This is a genomic window from Streptomyces sp. CRCS-T-1, from assembly GCF_024442335.1.
In the GTDB taxonomy this organism is placed as follows: domain Bacteria; phylum Actinomycetota; class Actinomycetes; order Streptomycetales; family Streptomycetaceae; genus Streptomyces; species Streptomyces koelreuteriae.
The window spans coordinates 4,381,245-4,400,486 of sequence record NZ_CP101651.1; the positions used below are offsets into that span (position 1 = coordinate 4,381,245).

Sequence of the window (19,242 nt, forward strand, 5' to 3'; positions counted from 1 at the left end):
GCGCTGCGAGAAGAGACTGTACAGGAGGGGTGGGGCCCTGCGCGAACTCACCCCACGTGCACGGGCGATTACGGGACAGCGGCGTCGATCGCCTTGACGATCCGCTTGTCGGAGACGGGGTACGCCGTGCCCAGCGCGTGGGCGAAATAGCTGACCCGGAGCTCCTCGATCATCCAGCGGATGTCCAGGACCGACGACGGCACCGGCCGGCCCTGCGGCATCTGCTCCAGCAGCCAGGCGTACTCGTCCTGCATCTCGTGGACCTTCTGCATCCGCGTGGTGTCCCGCTGGACGTTCGCCGGCATCTGCTGCAGCCGCCGGTCCGCCGCCACCAGATAGCGCATCAGGTCCGCCTGGCGCCGCAGCCCCGCCTCCGTCACGAAGCCGGGCTTCACGAGGGCGTCGAGCTGCTTGCGTACGTCCTGGAGGTTCGGCAGCAGCGCCGGGCTGCGTACGCCCTTCAGACGGCGCTCACAGGCCTGCCAGGCGGCGAGCACCTGCTGCACCTGGCCCACCGTACGGACCGTCGTATCGACGATCTCCGCGCGGACCTTGTCGTACAGCTTCCGGTAGGACTCCTCGTCCCAGGCCGGCCCGCCGAAGTCCCCGATCAGCTTGTCGGCGGCCGCCATCGCGCAGTCGTCGAACAGGTTCTGGATGGAGCCGTGCGGATTCGCGGACAGCGCCAGCTTCTGCGCGTTCGTCAGCTTCTCGGAGGCGAACTTCGCCGGGTTCACCGGGATGTTGCGCAGGATCAGGCGGCGCGTGCCCTTCCACATGGCCTGGGCCTGCTCGGCCTCCGTGTCGAAGAGGCGTACGGAGACCGTGTCGCCGTCGTCGACCAGCGCCGGGTACGCCTTCACCGGCTGGCCGGCCCGCTTGGTCTCGAAGACACGCGTGAGCGTGCCGATCGTCCAGTCGGTGAGGCCCTTGCGCTCCAGGGACTCGCCGCCCTGGCGCTCGGCGGTGGCCGCCGCGGCCTGGGAGAGGGCCTTGCGGGCCTTCGGCCGCAACTGCAGCTTCAGCGCCTCCAGGTCCTTGTCCTCCGCGAGCTTGCGACGCCGCTCGTCGACGATCCGGAACGTGACCTTGAGGTGGTCGGGGACCTTGGACCAGTCGAAGTCGTCCGCCTCGAACGGGACGCCGACCTTGCGCCGCAGCTCGCGGACCATCGTGGTCGTGAGGGGCTCCTGGAGCGGTACCGCGCTGTCCAGGAACGCCTGCGCGTGGTTCGGCGCGGGGACGTAGTGGCGGCGGATCGGCTTCGGCAGGGACCGGATCAGTTCCGTGACCACCTCCTCCCGCAGGCCCGGGATCTGCCAGTCGAAGCCCTCGTCCGTGACCTGGTTGAGGACCTGGAGCGGGATGTGGACGGTCACGCCGTCGGCGTCCGCGCCAGGCTCGAACTGGTAGGTCACACGGAACTTGAGGTTCCCCTGGCGCCAGGAGTCCGGGTAGTCGGCCTTGCTGACCTCGCCCGCCTTCTCGTTGATGAGCATCTCGCGCTCGAAGTCGAGAAAGTCGGGCTGCTCGTGCCGCTTGCGCTTCCACCAGGAGTCGAAGTGGGCGCCGGAGACGACATGTTCGGGGATCTTCTGGTCGTAGAAGTCGAACAGCGTCTCGTCGTCGACCAGGATGTCCCGGCGCCGGGCCCGGTGCTCCAGCTCCTCCACCTCGGTGAGGAGGCGGCGGTTGTCGGAGTAGAACTTGTGGTGGGTGCGCCAGTCGCCCTCGACGAGCGCGTTCCGGATGAACAGGTCGCGGCTGACCTCGGGGTCGATCCGGCCGTAGTTGACCTTCCGCTGCGCCACGATCGGTACGCCGTACAGCGTGACCTTCTCGTACGCCATCACCGCGGCCTGGTCCTTCTCCCAGTGCGGTTCGCTGTAGGTGCGCTTGAGGAGGTGGGCGGCGAGGGGTTCGACCCACTCGGGCTCGATCTTCGCGTTGACGCGGGCCCAGAGGCGGGACGTCTCGACGAGTTCGGCGGACATGACGAAGCGCGGGGGCTTCTTGAAGAGGGCCGAGCCGGGGAAGACCGCGAACTTGGCGTTGCGGGCGCCCAGGTACTCGTTCTTCCCCGTGCTTCTCCCGCCCTCGCCTCCGCTCTCCTTCACGTCCTTCATGCCGACGTGGGAGAGCAGGCCCGCGAGGAGGGAGACGTGGATGCGGTCGTCCGGGGCGTCGTCCTCGTTGAGGTGGATGCCCATCTGCTTGGCGACCGTGCGCAACTGGCTGTAGATGTCCTGCCATTCGCGGATGCGAAGGAAGTTGAGGTACTCCTGCTTGCACATCCGGCGGAAGGAGGACGAGCCCCGCTCCTTCTGCTGCTCGCGGACGTAGCGCCAGAGGTTGAGGAACGCCAGGAAGTCGCTGGTCTCGTCCTTGAAACGGGCGTGCTGCTGGTCGGCCTGCGCCTGTTTGTCGGACGGGCGCTCGCGCGGATCCTGGATGGACAGCGCGGCGGCTATGACCATGACCTCGCGGACACAGCCGTTCCGGTCGGCCTCCAGCACCATGCGGGCCAGCCGCGGGTCGACGGGGAGCTGGGCGAGCTTGCGGCCGGTCTGCGTGAGCCGCTTGCGGATGTCCTTCTGGGCCGGGTCGAAGGCACCGAGCTCCTGGAGGAGCTGCACGCCGTCGCGGATGTTGCGGTGGTCCGGCGGGTCGATGAAGGGGAACTTCTCGATGTCGCCGAGGCCGGCCGCGGTCATCTGCAGGATGACGGAGGCGAGGTTCGTACGGAGGATCTCCGCGTCCGTGAACTCCGGGCGGGCGTCGAAGTCGTCCTCGGCGTAGAGGCGGATGCAGATGCCGTCGGACGTACGGCCGCAGCGGCCCTTGCGCTGGTTGGCGCTGGCCTGGGAGACCGGCTCGATGGGCAGGCGCTGGACCTTGGTGCGGTGGCTGTAGCGGGAGATCCGCGCGAAGCCCGGGTCGATGACGTACTTGATGCCCGGGACGGTGAGGGAGGTCTCGGCGACGTTGGTCGCCAGAACGATCCTGCGTCCGGTGTGCGGCTGGAAGACGCGGTGCTGCTCGGCGTGCGACAGCCGGGCGTAGAGGGGCAGGACCTCGGTGAATCTGTACTGCTTCTTCGTGAGCGCGTCGGCGGTGTCCCGGATCTCCCGCTCGCCGGAGAGGAAGACGAGGATGTCGCCCTTGCCCTCCTTCTGGAGTTCCTCCACGGCGTCGGTGATCGCGGTGATCTGGTCGCGGTCGGCGTCGTCGGAGTCCTCTTCGAGGAGCGGCCGGTAGCGCACCTCCACGGGGTACGTACGGCCGCTGACCTCGATGATCGGGGCGTCGCCGAAGTGCCGGGAGAAGCGCTCGGGGTCGATGGTGGCCGAGGTGATGACGACCTTGAGGTCGGGCCGCTTCGGCAGCAGCTGGGCGAGATAGCCCAGCAGGAAGTCGATGTTGAGGGACCGCTCGTGGGCCTCGTCGATGATGATCGTGTCGTAGGCGCGCAGCTCGCGGTCCGTCTGGATCTCGGCGAGCAGGATGCCGTCCGTCATCAGCTTGACGAAGGTGGCCTCGGGGTCGACCTGGTCGGTGAAGCGGACCTTCCAGCCGACGGTCTCGCCGAGCGGGGTGTTCAGCTCCTCCGCCACGCGCTCGGCGACGGTGCGGGCGGCGATACGACGGGGCTGGGTGTGCCCGATCATGCCGCGCACGCCCCGCCCGAGCTCCATGCAGATCTTCGGGATCTGCGTGGTCTTCCCGGAACCGGTCTCACCGGCGACGATCACGACCTGGTGGTCGCGGATGGCGTCGGCGATCACGTCCTTCTTCTGGCTGACCGGAAGCTGCTCGGGGTAGGTGACCTCGGGCATGCGGGCGCGCCGCCCGGCCATCCGCTCCTCGGCCTTGGCGACCTCCGCCTCGATCTCGGCGAGCACGGCGGCCTGGGCCTCCGGCTTACGGATCTTGCGCGCACCTTCGAGCCTGCGGCCGAGCCGGTGCGCGTCGCGCAGGGACAGCTCGGTCAGGCGGGGGGCGAGGGCGCCGAGGGCGGGGGCGGAGTGCGTAGACATACGGGTCCCAGGATCTCATCCCCGGGAAATCCGTGGCGAACGGTTTTGTCCCACCGCCCGGGGTGCGGAGTGAGGTTTGACCGTTTCTCGTTCGGGCGGCGCTTGCATGGCGGTGAGGCCGTACGGCAGCCGCTCGCGATTGGAGGGCCTCCCGTCCCATGTCCGAAGCCACCGAAGTCCTGATCGTGGGTGCCGGTCCCACCGGTCTGATGCTCGCCGGCGACCTCGCCGCGGCGGGCGTCTCCGTCACCGTGCTCGAGCGCCGCACCGAGAGGTCGCAGCTCACCCGCGCCTTCGCGGTCCATGCCCGCACGCTCGAACTGCTGGACGCCCGGGGCATCGCCGACGAACTCGTCGCCGGCGGTGTCCGGATCGGCAAGCTCCAGATGATCGGGGACGCCCAGCTCGATCTGAAGCGGCTGCCGAGCCGATTCCCCTACATGCTGCTGACCCCGCAGTACGCGACCGAGGCCGTGCTGGCGAAGCGTGCCGAGACGCTCGGTGCCGAGGTGGTGGCGGGCGCGGATGTCACCGGTGTCGAGCAGGACTCCGAGGGGGTGAGCGTGACCGTGCGCCGGTCCGACGGCACATCGGGGACGCGGCGTGCTGCCTACCTGGTCGGCGCGGACGGCATGAACAGTGTGGTGCGCCGGGCGCTGGGGTTTCCGTTCCCCGGCAGGGCCGCCCTGCGTTCGGTGATGCTCGCCGATGTCCGGCTGACCGTGCCGCAGTCCATGCCGGTGGCGAACGCGGTACGGGAGGGGATCGCCTTCGTGTCCCCGCTGGGCGATGGCTGGCACCGGGTCGTCGCCTGGGACCGAGACCGGCAGCTGCCGGTCGAGGCGCCTCTCGATCTGGAGGAGGTGCGGACGATCACCCGCAAGGCCCTCGGCACCGACTTCGGCATGCACGATCCGCGCTGGCTCTCCCGCTTCCAGACCGACGAGCGCCAGGTGCCGCGGTACCGGCTCGGGCGGGTGCTGCTCGCGGGAGACGCCGCGCATGTGCACTCCCCGGCGGGCGGTCAGGGCATGAACACCGGCCTCCAGGACGCCGCCAATCTGGCCTGGCGGCTGGCGGCGGTGGTGCGCGGATGGGCACCGGAGGAGCTGCTCGACGGGTATCAGGCCGAGCGGCATCCGATCGGGCGGGAGGTGATCCGGGACAGCGGCAGGATGATGCGGCTGGCGCTGATCCACTCGCCGGTACTGAGCACCGCCATGAACCTGCTCTCACGCGCTGCCGCCGCCATTCCCCCGGTGGCCGACCGCCTCTCGGCCAAGGCGACGGGTATCGCCATCTCCTATCCGGCCCCCTCCGGCACCCACCCCGGCACCGGCCGCCGCGCTCCCGACCTGGAACTCGCCCCGAGCGCCGGCCCCGGCACCAGCTCCCCGAAGCGGCTGTACGAGGCCCTGCGCGCCTGCCGTTTCGTGCTCGTCAGCCGGTTCCCCGAGGTGACGGGCTGGGAGGACCGGACGATCACCGTCACCCCGGCCGCCGGCTCCAAGGCCCCCGCAGTACTGCTGGTCCGCCCGGACGGCTACATCGCCTGGGCCGCGGACGACCACGACCACGACACGCTGCTGACCGCCCTCACCACATGGGTCGGCCCTCGGCAGGACGTGCCATCGACATGAACGAAGACATGAGCCATGACACGACTGAGCCCCTCTCCGGCGATGCTGGAGAGGGGCTCATGCCCTGAACGGGCTGCGGTGGCTGGGGCCGGGGTCGAACCGGCGACCTTCCGCTTTTCAGGCGGACGCTCGTACCAACTGAGCTACCCAGCCACGAGGTTTCACGTGAAACCTCAGCGGTCCTGACGGGATTTGAACCCGCGGCCTCCACCTTGACAGGGTGGCGAGCACTCCAAACTGCTCCACAGGACCAAGCGTCGTACGACAGTGTCGCACAGGGTGGTGCGTGCCCCCAACGGGATTCGAACCCGTGCTACCGCCTTGAAAGGGCGGCGTCCTAGGCCGCTAGACGATGAGGGCTATCGGCCCGCCTGCGCGCTTCTCAGCGCGTCGGGGACGTGAGAAGCATATGGGATGGCGGGACCTATCGCCAAAACGGTTTAGGGGGAGGCCGACGGGGTGCCCTCCGTAGGGGTACTCGGGGACGGTTCCGCGCCGGGCTGGTTCTCCTCCGGGAGGTGGCGGCTGACCTCGGCCGTCGTGAGGCCGAGGCCGCCCAGCTCGATCTCGTCCCAGGCCTGGAGGTGGCGGGAGTCCCGGTCGAAGTACAGGATCGACGCCTCGATGGGGTCCGGGTGCTTCCCCTCGATGGCGCGCAGACCGCTGCCGCCGGTGGAGCCCTCGATCCGGAGCCGGGTGCCGTACTTCATGACCTCCGTCTCGTCGTGGTGCAGATGGCCGGCCAGCGCCAGGGGGACCTCGCCGTCGACCTCGCGGACCGCCGCCGGTTCATGGGCGACGGCGACATCCACCGGGGTGCCTGCCGCGCGCTGATCGCGCAGGGCCGTGGCCAGCCGGGCACCCGCCAGCTCCTGCGACTGGGCGGCGCCGATCTGCTTCGAGCGGTCCGGGGTGTACTGCGGATCGCCGATGCCCGCGAAACGCAGGCCCTTGATCGTCGTCGCCCGTCCGTCGTCCAGGACGTGGACGTTCTTCAGGTCCTCCATATAGCGCTGGGTGAGCATCGAGTCGTGGTTGCCGCGGACCCAGACATAGGGGGCCCCGAGGTCCTCGATGGGGTCCAGGAAGCCGTTCTCGGCTGCCGTGCCGTGGTCCATCGTGTCGCCCGAGTCGACGATCACGTCCACCTTGTACTGCTCCACGAGCGAGGCGATGATCTTCCAGCTCGCCGGGTTGAGGTGGATGTCGGAGACGTGCAGGACCCGGAGGGTGGAGGGGTCGGGCGCGTAGGCCGGGAGCGTCGAGGTGGCGTCGTAGAGCTTGGTCACGTTGGTGACCAGGCGGGCCAATTCCTTCTGGTAGACGTCGAATTCGGTGACGATGCTGCGCGCGTTGCCGACCAGGGAGGGGGCCGAGGTGAGCAGGCCGGAGAACTTGGGTTCCAGGACGGAGTCGGGGCGCCAGGTGGCGTAGGCCGTGCCGCCCGAGGCGGCGAGGAGCGCGAGGGCGAGGCCGCCGGCGGCGAGGGCGCGGCGGGGGCGGCGGTAGACCGCGAGGCCGAGGGTGGTGGCCCCGGCGACGACGGCCACGCCGGAGCGGACGGCCAGGTCGAGCGTGCCGCGGCCGACGTCCTCGGTGACCTCGTCCTGGAGGCCGGAGAGGCGCTCGGGGTGGTCGACCAGGGCCTGGGAGCGGTCGGGGTCGAGCTGGTCGACGTTGACGTCCAGGCGGACGGGGGCGTTGTGGCTGTCCAGCGCCAGGGCCCCCAGCGGCGAGACATTGATCTTGGTGCCGCCGGTGAAGGAGGGGCGCAGGGTCATGGTGGTGTTCATGGGGCCGACCGGGACCCGGACATTGCCCACGACCAGCAGCCCCAGCCAGGCACCGACGAGGACGACGGTCACCAGCCCGGCCGCCCGGGCCCACGGGTGCGGCTGCCGTACGAGCTCGATCGTGGTGGGCGCCTGACGGGAGCGATAGCGGCGGGCCAGGGCGCGCGGCGGCTTGCGGATCGGGTTCAGGACACTCAGGACTGCGGCGGGGACGCGGGCCATTGATCCCGTATGCCCAAGTCCCGGGCCTGATATGCGACGCCGGATGGCTCTCCTGCGGCCGGGTCGTGGCCGACAATGGGCCTGTGCTGGAGATGACGCGCGAGGAGTTCGAGGAACTGGTGGCCGAGGCGCTCGACCGGATCCCGCCGGAGCTGACGCGACTGATGGACAACGTCGCGGTGTTCGTCGAGGACGAACCGCCCGCGGACGACCCGGAGCTGCTCGGGCTCTACGAGGGGACCCCGCTGACCGACCGGGGGGAGTGGTACGCCGGGGTGCTGCCGGACCGGATCACGATCTACCGGAACCCGACGCTGCGGATGTGCGAGTCGCGGGAGGACGTCGTCGCGGAGACGGAGGTCACCGTGGTGCACGAGATCGCGCACCACTTCGGCATCGACGACGAGCGCCTTCACGCCCTGGGCTACGGCTGAGCCGTGATGTGAATACGGGGCGCGTGTCCTCTTGCGGGCGGCGGGAGTTGAAGGTGTTGACTCCATCACCCTTCCCGGAGGTGGCCCCGTGCGCCCCTTGTACGTACCCGTCCGCCTGGCCGCCACGGTCGTGGCCGTCGCCGCTGCCGCCGGCTGCATGAGCGTCGGCGCCGACGGCGCGGGCGGGAGCGCCAAGCCGTCGCACTCCGCGGGACAGCGCGGCGGGGAGGGGGCCGAGGGCGGATCGGCGGTGTCGGGCGGCGGTACCGGGATCGGTGTGACCTCGGCCGACGGCAAGCACGGACGCGGCAAGGGGAAGAAGGGCGGCAAGGGCAAGCGCGGCAAGCCGGGGGAGTCGGCGTCTCCCGAGGCGACGCCGTCCGCCGCGGCGAGCCCGTCCGCGCCGGGAGGCGGCAAGCCGGGCAAGCCGGACCGGCCGACGCCGAAGCCCCCGGCGCCGCCCACTCCCACCCGGACGGCCGAACCGGAGCCCACGCCTACACCGCCCGAGCCGCCGGCATCGCCGGAGCCGACGACCTCGCCGGAGCCGACGCCCGAGCCGCCGGGGCCGCAACTGGCGCAGCGGGAGCCGGCTCCGGAGGCGGGGGCGCCGGCGTAGCCCCCCGCTGTGAGCCTCGTCGCGGCGGGAACATACTCTGGGGGTGGTCGGTTGACAGCCGACGGGAGGTTCTCCGGGCCACTGGCCTTTCAGAGAGCGTCCCTGCTGTCTCCTACGGAGTCCGGTTTGCCTTGCAGGGCCCGGAGTGCGTATGGTGGCAGATCGTTTGATCCCATTCTTGCCCGGCGCCACTGCAGAGCGCGCCGTGTGGCGCGTACTCTCCCTTGCCGTGGTGGACCGCATTGAGGCGGTCGTATTGCGAATCGCGAATCACGGAGTTGACGGGCGCGTGCCGATCGAGACTCCGGAAGGTTTCGCATTCGCATGTCCATCGCCAGTACTGATCACGTCGTCGTGCCCGAGAACGAGGCAGCCGACACCACCCCCGAAGTCACCTTCGCCGACCTCGGCCTGCCCGAGGGCGTCGTGCGCAAGCTCGCACAGAACGGCGTGACCACCCCCTTCCCCATCCAGGCCGCGACCATTCCGGACGCCCTGGCCGGCAAGGACATCCTCGGCCGTGGCCGCACCGGCTCCGGCAAGACCCTCTCCTTCGGTCTGCCGACCCTGGCGACGCTCGCCGGCGGCCGCACCGAGAAGCACAAGCCGCGCGCCGTCATCCTCACGCCGACGCGTGAGCTCGCCATGCAGGTGGCCGACGCGCTCCAGCCCTACGGCGACGTCATGGGCCTGAAGATGAAGGTCGTCTGCGGCGGTACGTCGATGGGCAACCAGATCTACGCCCTGGAGCGTGGCGTCGACATCCTGGTCGCCACCCCGGGCCGGCTGCGCGACATCATCAACCGCGGCGCCTGCTCGCTGGAGAACGTGCAGATCGCCGTTCTCGACGAGGCCGACCAGATGTCCGACCTGGGCTTCATGCCCGAGGTCACCGAGCTGCTGGACCAGGTCCCGGCGGGCGGCCAGCGGATGCTGTTCTCCGCGACCATGGAGAACGAGATCAAGACCCTCGTCGACCGGTACCTGAACAACCCGGTCAGCCACGAGGTCGACGCCGCCCAGGGCGCCGTCACGACGATGTCGCACCACATCCTCATCGTGAAGCCCAAGGACAAGGCGCCGGTCACCGCGGCCATCGCCTCCCGCAAGGGCCGCACGATCATCTTCGTCCGCACCCAGCTGGGCGCCGACCGCGTCGCCGAGCAGCTGCGTGACGCCGGTGCGAAGGCCGACGCGCTGCACGGCGGCATGACCCAGGGCGCCCGGACGCGGACGCTGGCCGACTTCAAGGACGGCTACGTCAACGTCCTCGTCGCCACCGACGTCGCCGCGCGCGGCATCCACGTCGACGGCATCGACCTGGTGCTGAACGTGGACCCGGCCGGGGACCACAAGGACTACCTGCACCGCGCGGGCCGTACGGCGCGTGCCGGCCGCACCGGCACCGTCGTCTCCCTCTCGCTGCCGCACCAGCGGCGTCAGATCTTCCGCCTGATGGAGGACGCCGGCGTCGACGCCGGGCGCCACATCATCCAGGGCGGCGCGGCCTTCGACCCGGAGGTCGCCGAGATCACCGGCGCCCGGTCGATGACCGAGGTCCAGGCCGAGTCCGTGGGCAACTCCGCGCAGCAGGCCGAGCGTGAGGTCGCCCAGCTCACCAAGGAGCTGGAGCGGGCGCAGCGGCGTGCGAACGAGCTGCGTGAGGAGTCCGACCGGCTGCTCGCGCGGGTCGCGCGTGAGCGGGGCGAGGACCCTGCCGCGGTGGTCGCCGGCGAGTCCGGGGATGTCGCCGCCGTCGCCGAGGTGTCGGTGCCGGAGCAGCCGACCGCGAAGGACGTCGAGCGTGAGGAGCGCGCCGAGTCCTCCGCGTCCACCCCGTCGTACGAGCGTCGGGAGCGGCGCGAGGAGCGTGGCGGCGGCTACGGCCGTGACCGTTACGCCGACCGTGACCGTGGCGGCGACCGCGGTGGTGACCGTGGCGGGCGTTCCTTCGACCGTGACCGTGGTGGCGACCGTGGCGGTCGTTCGTTCGAGCGGCGTGACGAGCGTGGCGGCGGCTTCAACCGTGACCGCGACCGGGACCGTGACCGCGGTGGTGACCGTGGCGGTGACCGCGGTGGCCGTTCCTTCGATCGCGACCGCGACCGTGGCTTCCGTCGCGACGACCGGGGCGACCGCGGTGAGCGCGGCGGCTTCCGCCGTGACGACCGTGGCGGGCGTTCCTTCGACCGTGACCGTGGCGGCGACCGCGGCGGCCGTTCGTTCGAGCGGCGTGACGAGCGCGGCGGCGGCTTCAACCGTGACCGCGGCGGCGACCGTGGCGGCTTCCGCCGTGACGAGCGTGGCGGGCACCGCGGCAGCGACCGTCCCTTCAACCGTGACCGCCGTGACGACCGTCCGGGCTACCGCTCCGGCGGCCATGACCGCCCGAACGGCCGCCGTGACGACCACCGCGGCGGCGGCTCCTTCGGCCGCCGCGAGGAGAAGCCGCGCTGGAAGCGCAACGGCTGACGCATAGCAGTGTGGAGCGCCGTGGCCCCGCCCCGACGGGCGGACCACGGCGCTCTGCTGTCCGTCCCGTACGGTGGTGTGTGCCGTCACGAGCCGATACCCGATCGGAGACTCGCCGTCCTGCGGCTATGCTCGTGGGGGCAACATCGCCTGGGCCCTTAGCTCAATTGGCAGAGCAGTGGACTTTTAATCCATTGGTTGTGGGTTCGAGTCCCACAGGGCCTACCTGAAGGACCCCAGCTCAGACATCAACTGGGCTGGGGTCCTGTCCGTTTGACCGGGTAGCCGTCGTGGCGTGCAGCCGGGTCAGCCGTGCCGTCTCGTCGTCGCGGAAGGCCGCTACCTCGTGACAGCGTCGGCTCATCACGAACTCGCCGAGCGACAGGCACAGGTCCATGCGCTGGATGCACACACCGACCATGAACGGGCCGTCCGCGGCGCGGTACAAGCGGACCCCGTAGTAGCCCTCCTGGCAGTCGTCCGGAGTGTTGAACCGGCAGTCGGCGCACGTCTCGGGCAGGCGCACGGGCCGGATGCTCTTCGCGTACAGCGTGCGCCCGTCCGGCAGGTGGTACCGCACCCGCTGGTCGGACGCCCCTGCCGTGATGATGCGGCGGACCGGCACGGCGCCCAGGTGGCCGAGGACATCCTGCATGGCGGCCAGTGAGGCGCCCCCGTCCTCCAGCGACACGAGCATCCGGACCACGACGCAGCGGCCGTGTCGCTCGACGATGCGGAGCACGCGGTCGACGTGGCCACGGTCGGGGATCACGATGTTGGCGGAGACCTTGATGCCGTGCGCGGCGGCGGTCTCGATCGTCGCGTCGAGGGCGGCCAGCTTGCGTTCGGCGAGCTTCGGCGAGGCGAGACGCGGGGCCTGTACGGCGGCGAGCTCGGCCGGGGTGGTGCCGAATACGGACAGGTTGATGCGGTCGAGGCCGGCTGCCGCGGCGGCGGGCAGGACCGCGGCGCCGTTCTCGCCGTTCGAGGTGAGTCCGACCGTGAGTCCGAGGCGCCGGGCGATGGTGATCAGGCCGGGCAGGTCGGGGTGCAGCGTCGGCTCACCGCCCGTGAAATGCACTTCGTTCGTCGGCAGGCCGCCGCGTATGGCGGCGAGGGCCAGGGCGAAGTCGGCGTCAGCGGCGATCCGGCCGGGGAGGAAGTCGGCGCCGTTGGTGCGGAGGTAGATGGAGACGCGTCCGGTGCTGCCGGGTGCGGCGACGGGTGTTCCCTCGTTGTGGCAGAACGAGCAGGCTAGGCCACAGGCATCGATGATCTTCACGCGCAGGGTGCGGTCCGGTTTCACTTCCACCGGCACGTCGCTCAGGTCGTGCATGGTGCCCCCTCTGCGGGCGGGCCGGGGCGCGGTGCCCCGGCCGGAGTAGCAGGCGCCGGCCTACTCGAAGCGCAGGTCGGCGATGGAGTCCAGGTCGATGCCGTAGAGGCGGTAGACCTTCGTGGTGTTGATCGATGTGAGCCGGTCGTGGTTGATGCCGAGCGCGGCGGCGGCCGTCCACACCTGTGTTTCGTCGTCGGCCTCGATCTCCAGGTACGGCGGGATACGCGGCCACTCGTCGACCTCCAGGCGGGCGGCGCCGAGGGTGTACGAGGTGCGTCGGTTCTCCTGGTAGCCGCGTGGTGTCAGGCCGGTGAGCCGCAGCAGCGCGGCGGTTTCCTCGAAGCTGTCGACGGTCACTTCGGTCTCGTGGGTGCCGTCGACGGCGTCCGTGATGATCTGCTTCACGCACAGAGTGACGTCGGTCCCCGTGTCGCGCAGCCGCACCCATCGGCCGGGGACGGCCGGGATGGTGTCGTACACGTACCGTCGCATGAGGCGGGCCCCAGCCGTGCAAGTACCGCCGACGTCTGCGATGAGCCGTGCGATCTTCGCGGGGTCGATGTCGAGGGCCTTCGCTTCGAACTCAATGCCTGCCATAGGTCTCCGATCGCTGGGTGCTGCTGGTGTCTCAACGACCGTGCAGCGTAAGGACGCGCCGGAACTTCACAGCCGGGTTCCGACGGCGATGGTGTCGTTGTCCGCGAGCCGCAGGATCGCTCGGAGGGACGAGCGCCCGGACGGCGGCCCGGGCGAGGGGTGACTTCGTCGTGCGCACCAACTGCTGGCCGAGCCTCGGGAACTCGGCGTTGCCGGCGTCCGGCGTCCGGCATCAGGGACTCGGACTCGGTGATGGCCATGCCGTTGCCTCCGCGGGGCGTCGGAACCCGCCAGGACCGAATGCGGCGGCGAGTACCGCAGGGGCAGTGAGTTGGCCCGACCCGTCCGGGTGGGTGAGCCACAAGCGGCCGCAGGCCGGCCGGCCCGTTGGCGGGCAGTGCAGCGGCCGGCCGATCGGTTGTACGGCTACGGCCCGCAGGTCGGCCAACTCCTCTACGGCGTCGAGCGGCACGAGCCACCAGGCCGTGTCCAAGTCCGGATCGGCGAGGATCGGTCCGCGGAACTCCTCGCGGATGAGACTGCGCGCCTGGATGCTTGCGACGAGCGGGGCCTCAGCCGCCAGCCACGCACTTCCGGACCGGATCGGCGCCAGCGCCTCAAGGCTCCATGCCTCACGCACGAGGGCGGGGTGCTGGGAGCAGCCGGCAAGCCACGAGTCCCCCGCCAGGTACCGCTCGGTGTACTTCGGTAGGGCCATGGCGGGGACGCTACGTAGGTCGATTGCGCCTCCGGGTGGCGATTGCGCGCGGTTGCGCGCACAGGTAGGAGGCTTGTGCCTGGTTGCTCAGGTGAGGTCGAGAGAGGCCCTCGCGCGGCCGATCAGGCGTCGAGCCGGCGCCCCGTACTCGGCGGCCTCGGCAAGCCAATCCCAGGCGCGTTCGTACAGCTGTACGTCGTCGTCACCGGTCAGCCACAGTTCCTCGCTGATGGTCTCGACGATGACGAGTCTCCGGTCGTAGATCCAGAACGCGTGCGGTGCGGTGCGGCGCAGCTGGGTGCCGAAGGGCAGGATGCCGAGCTCGATGCGGCGTTGGCCGACGAGGTTGTACAACCGGTCGAGTTGCTCGGCCATCACATCGGCAGGGCACGAGCGGTGGTAGAGGGCCGCTTCGCAGACGAGGAAACGGAACGTCTTCTCGGGGTCGTACAGCGCTTCCTGACGGCGCATGCGCGTCTCGACGGCCGCCTCGGTGGTGGGCGGGATGCCGCGGAACTCGGCGTTGCTGTCGAAGATGACCCGCGCGTACTCGGGTGTCTGGAACAGGCCAGGGATGCGGGAGACCTCAAGGCCCCGGATCAGCGTCGTGTTCTCGGTCTGCCGGACGGCGATCTCCTGTCGGCCGCGGTGCCCGCCCGCGAGCTGCCGGCGCCATGAACGGTGCCGCTGCTTCATGTCCAGACCGGCGAGCAGGCCGTGCAGTTCGGGCTCGGCGTCCAAGCGGCCGACCGCGTGGGCCCAGGCGGTCAGATCGGCACGGGTCGGGGTCTGCTTGCCGTTCTGTAACCGGGATACCTTCGATGTCTGCCAGCCCGCCTTGCCGGCGATGTCCTTGCCGTCCAGACCGGCCTCGGTGCGCAGCTCCCGCAGCCGCGCGCCGAGGGCCTCGCGCGCGGTCTGGAAGTCGGTGGTCACACAGTCGAAGCTACCCGTTTCGCGAACTCGGCCGTAGGTACCGCGTGATGCCAGGCGGCGTCCCGGGACTGGCAGGCGGCCAGCACCTCGGCAGGGTCCTCGGTGACGTACACACCGAGAGTGGTGTCGTCGTGGTCCGGCAGCCGCAGGGCGTGGGCTTCGCCGCGCGGGAGGTGGCGAATGTCCTCGCCGGCTTCGATGTTGCTCGGGGCTCGGGCCAGTAGAAACTGCTGCCCCTGAGTGAGGGGCTTGTCGACCAGGCGGACCCGCTCGAACCGCTTGCCTTGACTGACCTGGGCGCGAACGTTCTGCCGCCAGGCGTTGGCCGGCTCGGCAGCGACGTCGTCACCTGCGAGCCACTTCGGCCAGAGCGGGGACTGGCGGTCGGAGGCGTAGCCACGGCGGGTCTCCAGCCGGAACGCGGTGTGCCGGAACTCGCGGAACATGTGTGAGATCGAGGCGAAGGGCTGGAGCTCGGGCGCAGCGCTGCGGGGCGTGTATCGGGTCAGGAGGCTGCGGGGGACGCGGACGAACGTCTCGGACGGTTTGACGTCCCGTAGTCGTACGAGATGCTGCGGGTCAGTCTCTCGGTCTCCTTGCACGAGGATCTCGTCCGTCTCCGGGATCTCGTACAGGGTGGGGCAGTCGCCGTCGTCGCTGGTCGTGCCGAGGAACCTGAGCGTCATCTCGCCCTCCGTGTCCGCTGGTGGGGAGTTCAGCATGCGCGCCAGGGCGCGCTGACGCTCAAGCATTGCAGCGGATTGCGGACCCGTCTGCCTGCTGCCTGATTGTGCGCAATCAGGCTGAGGGCGCCCGGAGTGAAAGCCCTGGGCGCAGCGGCCAGGACTCGGCTGAGTGAGGCGCAGAGCCTCGGCGTTGTCGCGGCCTTGGGCGACGACCGCGGCGACGCGCGGACAGGGCAGGCCGAGGGACGTCGAGCCAGTCGGCCCGGGATGCCCAGTACGGGTCCACCGGACCTTCAGGTGTTCGGTTCACCCGGCTCGCGTGAGAGACCGGGTGGCTGTTCGGCGACGAACGATCCCTTGCCGCGCACGGTGACGATGAGCCCGCGCTCGCGCAGTTCCTGGGCGGCGCGACGTGCGGTGAGCCGGGCCACGCCGTACGCGTCGGCGAGGTGGTTCTCCGAGGGGATGGGCCTGTCCGGCGCCAGTTCGCCGGACGCGATCTTCCCGGCGATGACGTCGGCCAGCTGTACGTAGAGCGGTCTCGCGCTCATCGGATCCAGAGTGGCCTTCGATTCTTCCGGCGGCTCTTTTGTATCGCTCATACGTCCAACGTAGAGCGGTAGTGCCCTGCTCGATCGTGTGGATCCCTCTGTACTTGTCTGTAGAGGTCTGTATCTAGGTGTAGCTTCGAAGATGGAAAGACCCCGGCGAGGTGGCTAGACCTCCCGGGGCACGGCCAACGCTGAACCAGGAGCGTCGACATGCACGACCTTATCCGCCGCACCCTCGAATGGCTGCGCCTTCTCTTCTGCCCGGGCACGGGCAAACGGCGCCGTCTCCGCCACCGCACCCGCCTGTGTCTGCACTTCGTCGTCGTACGGCACCCCGCCGTACCCCGGGCGCCGCAGCTTCCCCAGCACCGTTCCCCGTACGGCCTCGTCACTCCTCTCGACGGCAGCGACTCTGCCCTCGTACGCCCGTATCTCGCCGTCCGCGACCGGCACCTGATCGCTGCGCACGAGGTGGCTGCCTGATGGAGTACGTCAACGGCACTTTCACACCCCGGCTTCTCCCCTGGACGTCCACCGAAGGCAAGCCCTGCTACCTGGTGACCGACGATGGCGGCAGCCGTCTGTCCCGTCTCGCCGACGACTTGGAGGCGGCCCAGCTCGCCACCGGTGTCGATGTGCTCGGTCTCGCCCGCACCGTGCTGGACGACCCGATGTCGCCGTACACCGAGGTCCGCTACGCCGGTCTCCGGCTCGCCGAGTGTCTGACCGATGCCTTGCGCGTCGCCGAGTCCCGTGGCATGCGTCTGTCCACACCGGGTGGGGCCGGGTCGACCACCACGTAGGGCGTCAGCAGAAGGGGCGGCTCGGGTTGTTGGCCCAGAAGGAGAGGAAGGACCAGGTCTGTGCTCCGACCCGTCCGTCGACGACGATCTCGGCGCATTGCTGGAAGGCCGTCACCGCGCTGCGCGTCTGCCCGCCGAAGTCTCCGTCCACGTCCAGGTCGGCGTCCACCGCCTCATTGAGGTAGCACTGGGCCTGCTGGACGACTGCCCCGGATGAGCCCTGCTGGAGGTTGGGCCGGCGGTTCGTGTAGTCGCAGATGTCGTCCGGTCCCTGGGCCACGACGCGTTCGGGGCGTTCGGTGCGTTCCGGGATGGTCTGTGGCGCCGCGGCGGCAGGACCTGCGGCAAGGCCCGCGGAAAGGAGAACAGCCGCAGCGATCGCGTGCGTTCGTCGCATCCTCAACCACCTCCAAGGTGCCGGTGTCTCCAGCGTGCGCCGACGCCTCCCAGGTCGCATCTCGACGCGGGCAGCCCTGAGGGGCCGTCCAGGAGCGGGCGTTGGCGCGAGCGGCGGGGTCGGGGCGGGAGCAGCGAAGAGCCCCGGTCCGGACAGCATCCGGACCGGGGCTCGGGTCGACTGCGACTGCCGGGCGGCTCAGCTCGTCGTCAGCATTCCCGAGCGCAGCCGTGCCACCGTCCGGGAGAGCAGGCGGGAGACGTGCATCTGGGAGATGCCGAGGCGGGCGCCGATGTCGGCCTGGGTGAGTTCCTCGACGAAGCGGAGGTGGAGTATGAGGCGCTGGCGTTCGTCGAGTTCGGCGAGGAGGGGGGCCAGGGCGTGGAAGTCCTCGACCAGTTCGAGGGCCGGGTCCTCCTCGCCGATGAACTCCGAGAGTGTCGCGTCGCTTTCGTCCGCGTCGCCGCCGACCGTCGCGTCGAGGGACGAGGAGAGGTAGCCGTTCGCCGCGACCTGGGCCTCGACGACCTGTTCCTCGGTGATGTTCATCAGGGCGGCCAGTTCGGCGACGCGGGGCGCGCGGCCGAGGCGGGAGGCCAGTTCCTCGGTGGCCTTGGCGAGTTCCGTACGGGCCTCCTGGAGGCGGCGCGGAACGTGCACGGCCCAGGACGTGTCACGGAAGAACCGCTTGATCTCGCCCACGATGTAGGGCACCGCGAAGCTGGTGAACTGCACCTCGCGGGAGACCTCGAAGCGGTCGATCGCCTTGATCAGCCCGATGATGCCGACCTGGACGACGTCCTCCATCGCCTGGCCGCTGCCGCGGAACCGGCGGGCCGCGAACCGCACGAGCGACGTGTTCATCTCGATGAGGGTGTTGCGCGCGTACTGGTATTCGGGAGTGCCCTCCTCCAGTACGGCGAGCCGCTCCAGGAACTGCCCGGTCAGCCCGCGCGCGTCCTGCGGGGCGAGCTTCTGCGGCTCGGCGATGAGGGGCAGCACCTCGCTGGTCTCGGTGCCGGCATCCGTCGTCGTGCCGATGCGCGTGGTCGCTGTCACGGGCCCTCCCTCTAGTCCCGGCCCGCTCCCATCCCCCGACAGGCCACCTCTAGCGCCGCTACCCGCAGCCGCCGGGCTCATGCCCCGCATATGCCCCATCGAGACGTTGAACACAGTCGGTGCAGGTCGGGGCGGTGCCGGGGTACCCACAGAAGTCTGTGACGGCACGGGATCGGAGGGTGGGGCGGCGTGGCGGGGAGGGGTTCAGGCAGTCCGGGAGTCGGGCGAGCGGGAGTCATCGGAGATGCCGGACGCGCCGGATGCGCCGGGGATGCCGGAGATATCGGATGCGTCGGAGATGCCGGATTCGTCAGGGATACCGGAGACATCGGAGAGGGCGGAGACGTCGGAGAGGGCCAAGACATCGGAGTCGTCTTGTATCCGCGCCGCCGCCGCGTCGCAGAACGCCTCGAGGCCCTGCAGCAGCGCGACGCGCTTGGCCGCCGGCATCTGGTCGAGCACCTCGCGCAGCGCCTGCTCCCGTCGTACGCGCAGATCGGCGAGGAACGTACGGCCCCGGCCGCTGAGGCGCAGGCGTACCTCGCGCCGGTCCACCGGACTCACCACGCGCTCGACGAACCCGGTCGCCTGCAGCCGGTCGCAGAGCCGGCTCGTCGAGGGCGGTGTGGAGGCCAGGGAGTCGGCGAGCGTGCGCAGGTTGATGCCCTCGTGGTGCTCGAGGATGAGCAGCACGCGCAACTGGGAGGCGGAGGCGGGCGCTGTCGAGGCCCGGCCCCAGAGGACCTCCAGCAACTCCGCCGCCGTGGAGGTCACACGTGCGACCTCTGCCGGCTCGGGGCGGGGTCGGAGGGAAGTCACAGTCACACTCTCGCAGGCGCCGGGGTGGCCGTCAGCGTACTAGGCGCCCGGGCAGCCGGGAGTGACCCCGGTCGGGGTCGTAGCCGTTCACAGCCGCCCACCGCTCATACAGACCGAGGA

At 70.2% G+C, this 19,242-nt stretch carries 15 protein-coding genes, 4 tRNA genes and 1 pseudogene; 7 read left to right on the forward strand and 13 right to left on the reverse strand.

Annotated features, from left to right (window positions below):
* Positions 1–68: 68 nt before the first annotated feature.
* On the reverse strand, positions 69–4,037 hold the full coding sequence (hrpA, locus tag NNW99_RS19845; protein ID WP_215120471.1) for an ATP-dependent RNA helicase HrpA: 3,969 nt from the start codon (positions 4,035–4,037) through the stop codon (positions 69–71).
* A gap of 158 nt (positions 4,038–4,195) precedes the next feature.
* Here hrpA and NNW99_RS19850 point away from each other — a divergent pair, with 158 nt between their 5' ends.
* Positions 4,196–5,677, forward strand: a complete 1,482-nt coding sequence (locus NNW99_RS19850) for an FAD-dependent monooxygenase (RefSeq protein WP_215120472.1) — start codon at positions 4,196–4,198, stop codon at positions 5,675–5,677.
* Positions 5,678–5,756: 79 nt separating this feature from the next.
* Here the strand turns inward: NNW99_RS19850 and NNW99_RS19855 are convergent.
* The 4 genes from NNW99_RS19855 to NNW99_RS19870 all read right to left on the reverse strand — a co-directional run bounded on the left by NNW99_RS19855 (position 5,757) and on the right by NNW99_RS19870 (position 7,692).
* Positions 5,757–5,830, reverse strand: a tRNA-Phe gene (locus NNW99_RS19855).
* A gap of 24 nt (positions 5,831–5,854) precedes the next feature.
* Positions 5,855–5,929 (reverse strand) — tRNA-Asp (locus NNW99_RS19860).
* A gap of 35 nt (positions 5,930–5,964) precedes the next feature.
* Positions 5,965–6,037, reverse strand: a tRNA-Glu gene (locus tag NNW99_RS19865).
* Between the two features lie 80 nt (positions 6,038–6,117).
* Positions 6,118–7,692 (reverse strand): metallophosphoesterase, encoded by a 1,575-nt coding sequence (locus tag NNW99_RS19870; RefSeq protein WP_215120474.1) that lies wholly within the window; start codon positions 7,690–7,692, stop codon positions 6,118–6,120.
* An 83-nt stretch (positions 7,693–7,775) separates the two neighbouring features.
* Here NNW99_RS19870 and NNW99_RS19875 point away from each other — a divergent pair, with 83 nt between their 5' ends.
* The 4 genes from NNW99_RS19875 (at position 7,776) to NNW99_RS19890 (ending at position 11,442) form a co-directional block, all read left to right on the forward strand.
* Positions 7,776–8,126: a metallopeptidase family protein gene (locus tag NNW99_RS19875; RefSeq protein WP_184593542.1), complete on the forward strand. Its 351-nt coding sequence runs from the start codon at positions 7,776–7,778 to the stop codon at positions 8,124–8,126.
* 88 nt (positions 8,127–8,214) lie between these two features.
* Entirely contained in the window at positions 8,215–8,745 is a 531-nt protein-coding gene (locus tag NNW99_RS19880; RefSeq protein WP_215120475.1) for a hypothetical protein, read from the forward strand.
* A 324-nt stretch (positions 8,746–9,069) separates the two neighbouring features.
* The gene (locus tag NNW99_RS19885; RefSeq protein ID WP_215120477.1) at positions 9,070–11,217 is read left to right on the forward strand and encodes a DEAD/DEAH box helicase; all 2,148 of its coding nucleotides are present in this window, start codon (positions 9,070–9,072) and stop codon (positions 11,215–11,217) included.
* A 152-nt stretch (positions 11,218–11,369) separates the two neighbouring features.
* A tRNA-Lys gene (locus NNW99_RS19890) sits at positions 11,370–11,442 on the forward strand.
* 16 nt (positions 11,443–11,458) lie between these two features.
* Here NNW99_RS19890 and NNW99_RS19895 read toward each other — a convergent pair.
* The 5 genes from NNW99_RS19895 to NNW99_RS19920 form a co-directional block, all read right to left on the reverse strand.
* Positions 11,459–12,553, reverse strand: coding sequence for a radical SAM protein (locus NNW99_RS19895; RefSeq protein WP_215120478.1), 1,095 nt, complete (start codon positions 12,551–12,553; stop codon positions 11,459–11,461).
* A gap of 60 nt (positions 12,554–12,613) precedes the next feature.
* Positions 12,614–13,153: a class IV adenylate cyclase gene (locus NNW99_RS19900; RefSeq protein WP_215120480.1), complete on the reverse strand. Its 540-nt coding sequence runs from the start codon at positions 13,151–13,153 to the stop codon at positions 12,614–12,616.
* 805 nt (positions 13,154–13,958) lie between these two features.
* Entirely contained in the window at positions 13,959–14,807 is an 849-nt protein-coding gene (locus NNW99_RS19910; RefSeq protein WP_215120481.1) for a helix-turn-helix transcriptional regulator, read from the reverse strand.
* Positions 14,804–15,493 (reverse strand): DUF6879 family protein, encoded by a 690-nt coding sequence (locus tag NNW99_RS19915; RefSeq protein ID WP_215124363.1) that lies wholly within the window; start codon positions 15,491–15,493, stop codon positions 14,804–14,806. The genes NNW99_RS19910 and NNW99_RS19915 overlap by 4 nt, the downstream gene beginning before the upstream one ends.
* Before the next feature lie 293 nt (positions 15,494–15,786).
* The gene (locus tag NNW99_RS19920; RefSeq protein ID WP_215120482.1) at positions 15,787–16,044 is read right to left on the reverse strand and encodes a GntR family transcriptional regulator; all 258 of its coding nucleotides are present in this window, start codon (positions 16,042–16,044) and stop codon (positions 15,787–15,789) included.
* A 210-nt stretch (positions 16,045–16,254) separates the two neighbouring features.
* Between NNW99_RS19920 and NNW99_RS19925 the strand changes: the two genes are divergently transcribed.
* Both NNW99_RS19925 and NNW99_RS19930 read left to right on the forward strand, forming a co-directional pair.
* Positions 16,255–16,527: a hypothetical protein gene (locus tag NNW99_RS19925; RefSeq protein WP_215120483.1), complete on the forward strand. Its 273-nt coding sequence runs from the start codon at positions 16,255–16,257 to the stop codon at positions 16,525–16,527.
* Positions 16,527–16,847, forward strand: a complete 321-nt coding sequence (locus NNW99_RS19930; protein ID WP_215120484.1) for a hypothetical protein — start codon at positions 16,527–16,529, stop codon at positions 16,845–16,847. Before NNW99_RS19925 ends, NNW99_RS19930 begins: the two co-directional genes overlap by 1 nt.
* A gap of 4 nt (positions 16,848–16,851) precedes the next feature.
* On the opposite strand, the gene NNW99_RS19935 is transcribed toward NNW99_RS19930, so the two are convergent.
* From NNW99_RS19935 to NNW99_RS19945, 3 genes and pseudogenes are all read right to left on the reverse strand, one after another.
* The gene (locus NNW99_RS19935) at positions 16,852–17,244 is read right to left on the reverse strand and encodes a peptidoglycan-binding protein (RefSeq protein WP_215120485.1); all 393 of its coding nucleotides are present in this window, start codon (positions 17,242–17,244) and stop codon (positions 16,852–16,854) included.
* Positions 17,245–17,442: 198 nt separating this feature from the next.
* On the reverse strand, positions 17,443–18,303 hold the full coding sequence (locus NNW99_RS19940) for an RNA polymerase sigma factor SigF (RefSeq protein ID WP_215120486.1): 861 nt from the start codon (positions 18,301–18,303) through the stop codon (positions 17,443–17,445).
* A 363-nt stretch (positions 18,304–18,666) separates the two neighbouring features.
* Positions 18,667–19,077: pseudogene (locus NNW99_RS19945) on the reverse strand (MarR family transcriptional regulator); the annotation flags it as partial.
* Between the last annotated feature and the right edge of the window lie 165 nt (positions 19,078–19,242).

What these genes read in the sequence shown, in the direction of transcription:
- hrpA (WP_215120471.1), bottom strand. Translation starts at nt 4,037, where the DNA reads ATGTCTACGCACTCCGCCCCCGCCCTCGGCGCCCTCGCCCCCCGCCTG.
- NNW99_RS19850 (WP_215120472.1), top strand. Translation starts at nt 4,196, where the DNA reads ATGTCCGAAGCCACCGAAGTCCTGATCGTGGGTGCCGGTCCCACCGGT.
- NNW99_RS19870 (WP_215120474.1), bottom strand. Translation starts at nt 7,692, where the DNA reads ATGGCCCGCGTCCCCGCCGCAGTCCTGAGTGTCCTGAACCCGATCCGC.
- NNW99_RS19885 (WP_215120477.1), top strand. Translation starts at nt 9,070, where the DNA reads ATGTCCATCGCCAGTACTGATCACGTCGTCGTGCCCGAGAACGAGGCA.
- NNW99_RS19895 (WP_215120478.1), bottom strand. Translation starts at nt 12,553, where the DNA reads ATGCACGACCTGAGCGACGTGCCGGTGGAAGTGAAACCGGACCGCACC.
- NNW99_RS19900 (WP_215120480.1), bottom strand. Translation starts at nt 13,153, where the DNA reads ATGGCAGGCATTGAGTTCGAAGCGAAGGCCCTCGACATCGACCCCGCG.
- NNW99_RS19915 (WP_215124363.1), bottom strand. Translation starts at nt 15,493, where the DNA reads ATGACGCTCAGGTTCCTCGGCACGACCAGCGACGACGGCGACTGCCCC.
- NNW99_RS19920 (WP_215120482.1), bottom strand. Translation starts at nt 16,044, where the DNA reads ATGAGCGCGAGACCGCTCTACGTACAGCTGGCCGACGTCATCGCCGGG.
- NNW99_RS19925 (WP_215120483.1), top strand. Translation starts at nt 16,255, where the DNA reads ATGCACGACCTTATCCGCCGCACCCTCGAATGGCTGCGCCTTCTCTTC.
- NNW99_RS19930 (WP_215120484.1), top strand. Translation starts at nt 16,527, where the DNA reads ATGGAGTACGTCAACGGCACTTTCACACCCCGGCTTCTCCCCTGGACG.
- NNW99_RS19935 (WP_215120485.1), bottom strand. Translation starts at nt 17,244, where the DNA reads ATGCGACGAACGCACGCGATCGCTGCGGCTGTTCTCCTTTCCGCGGGC.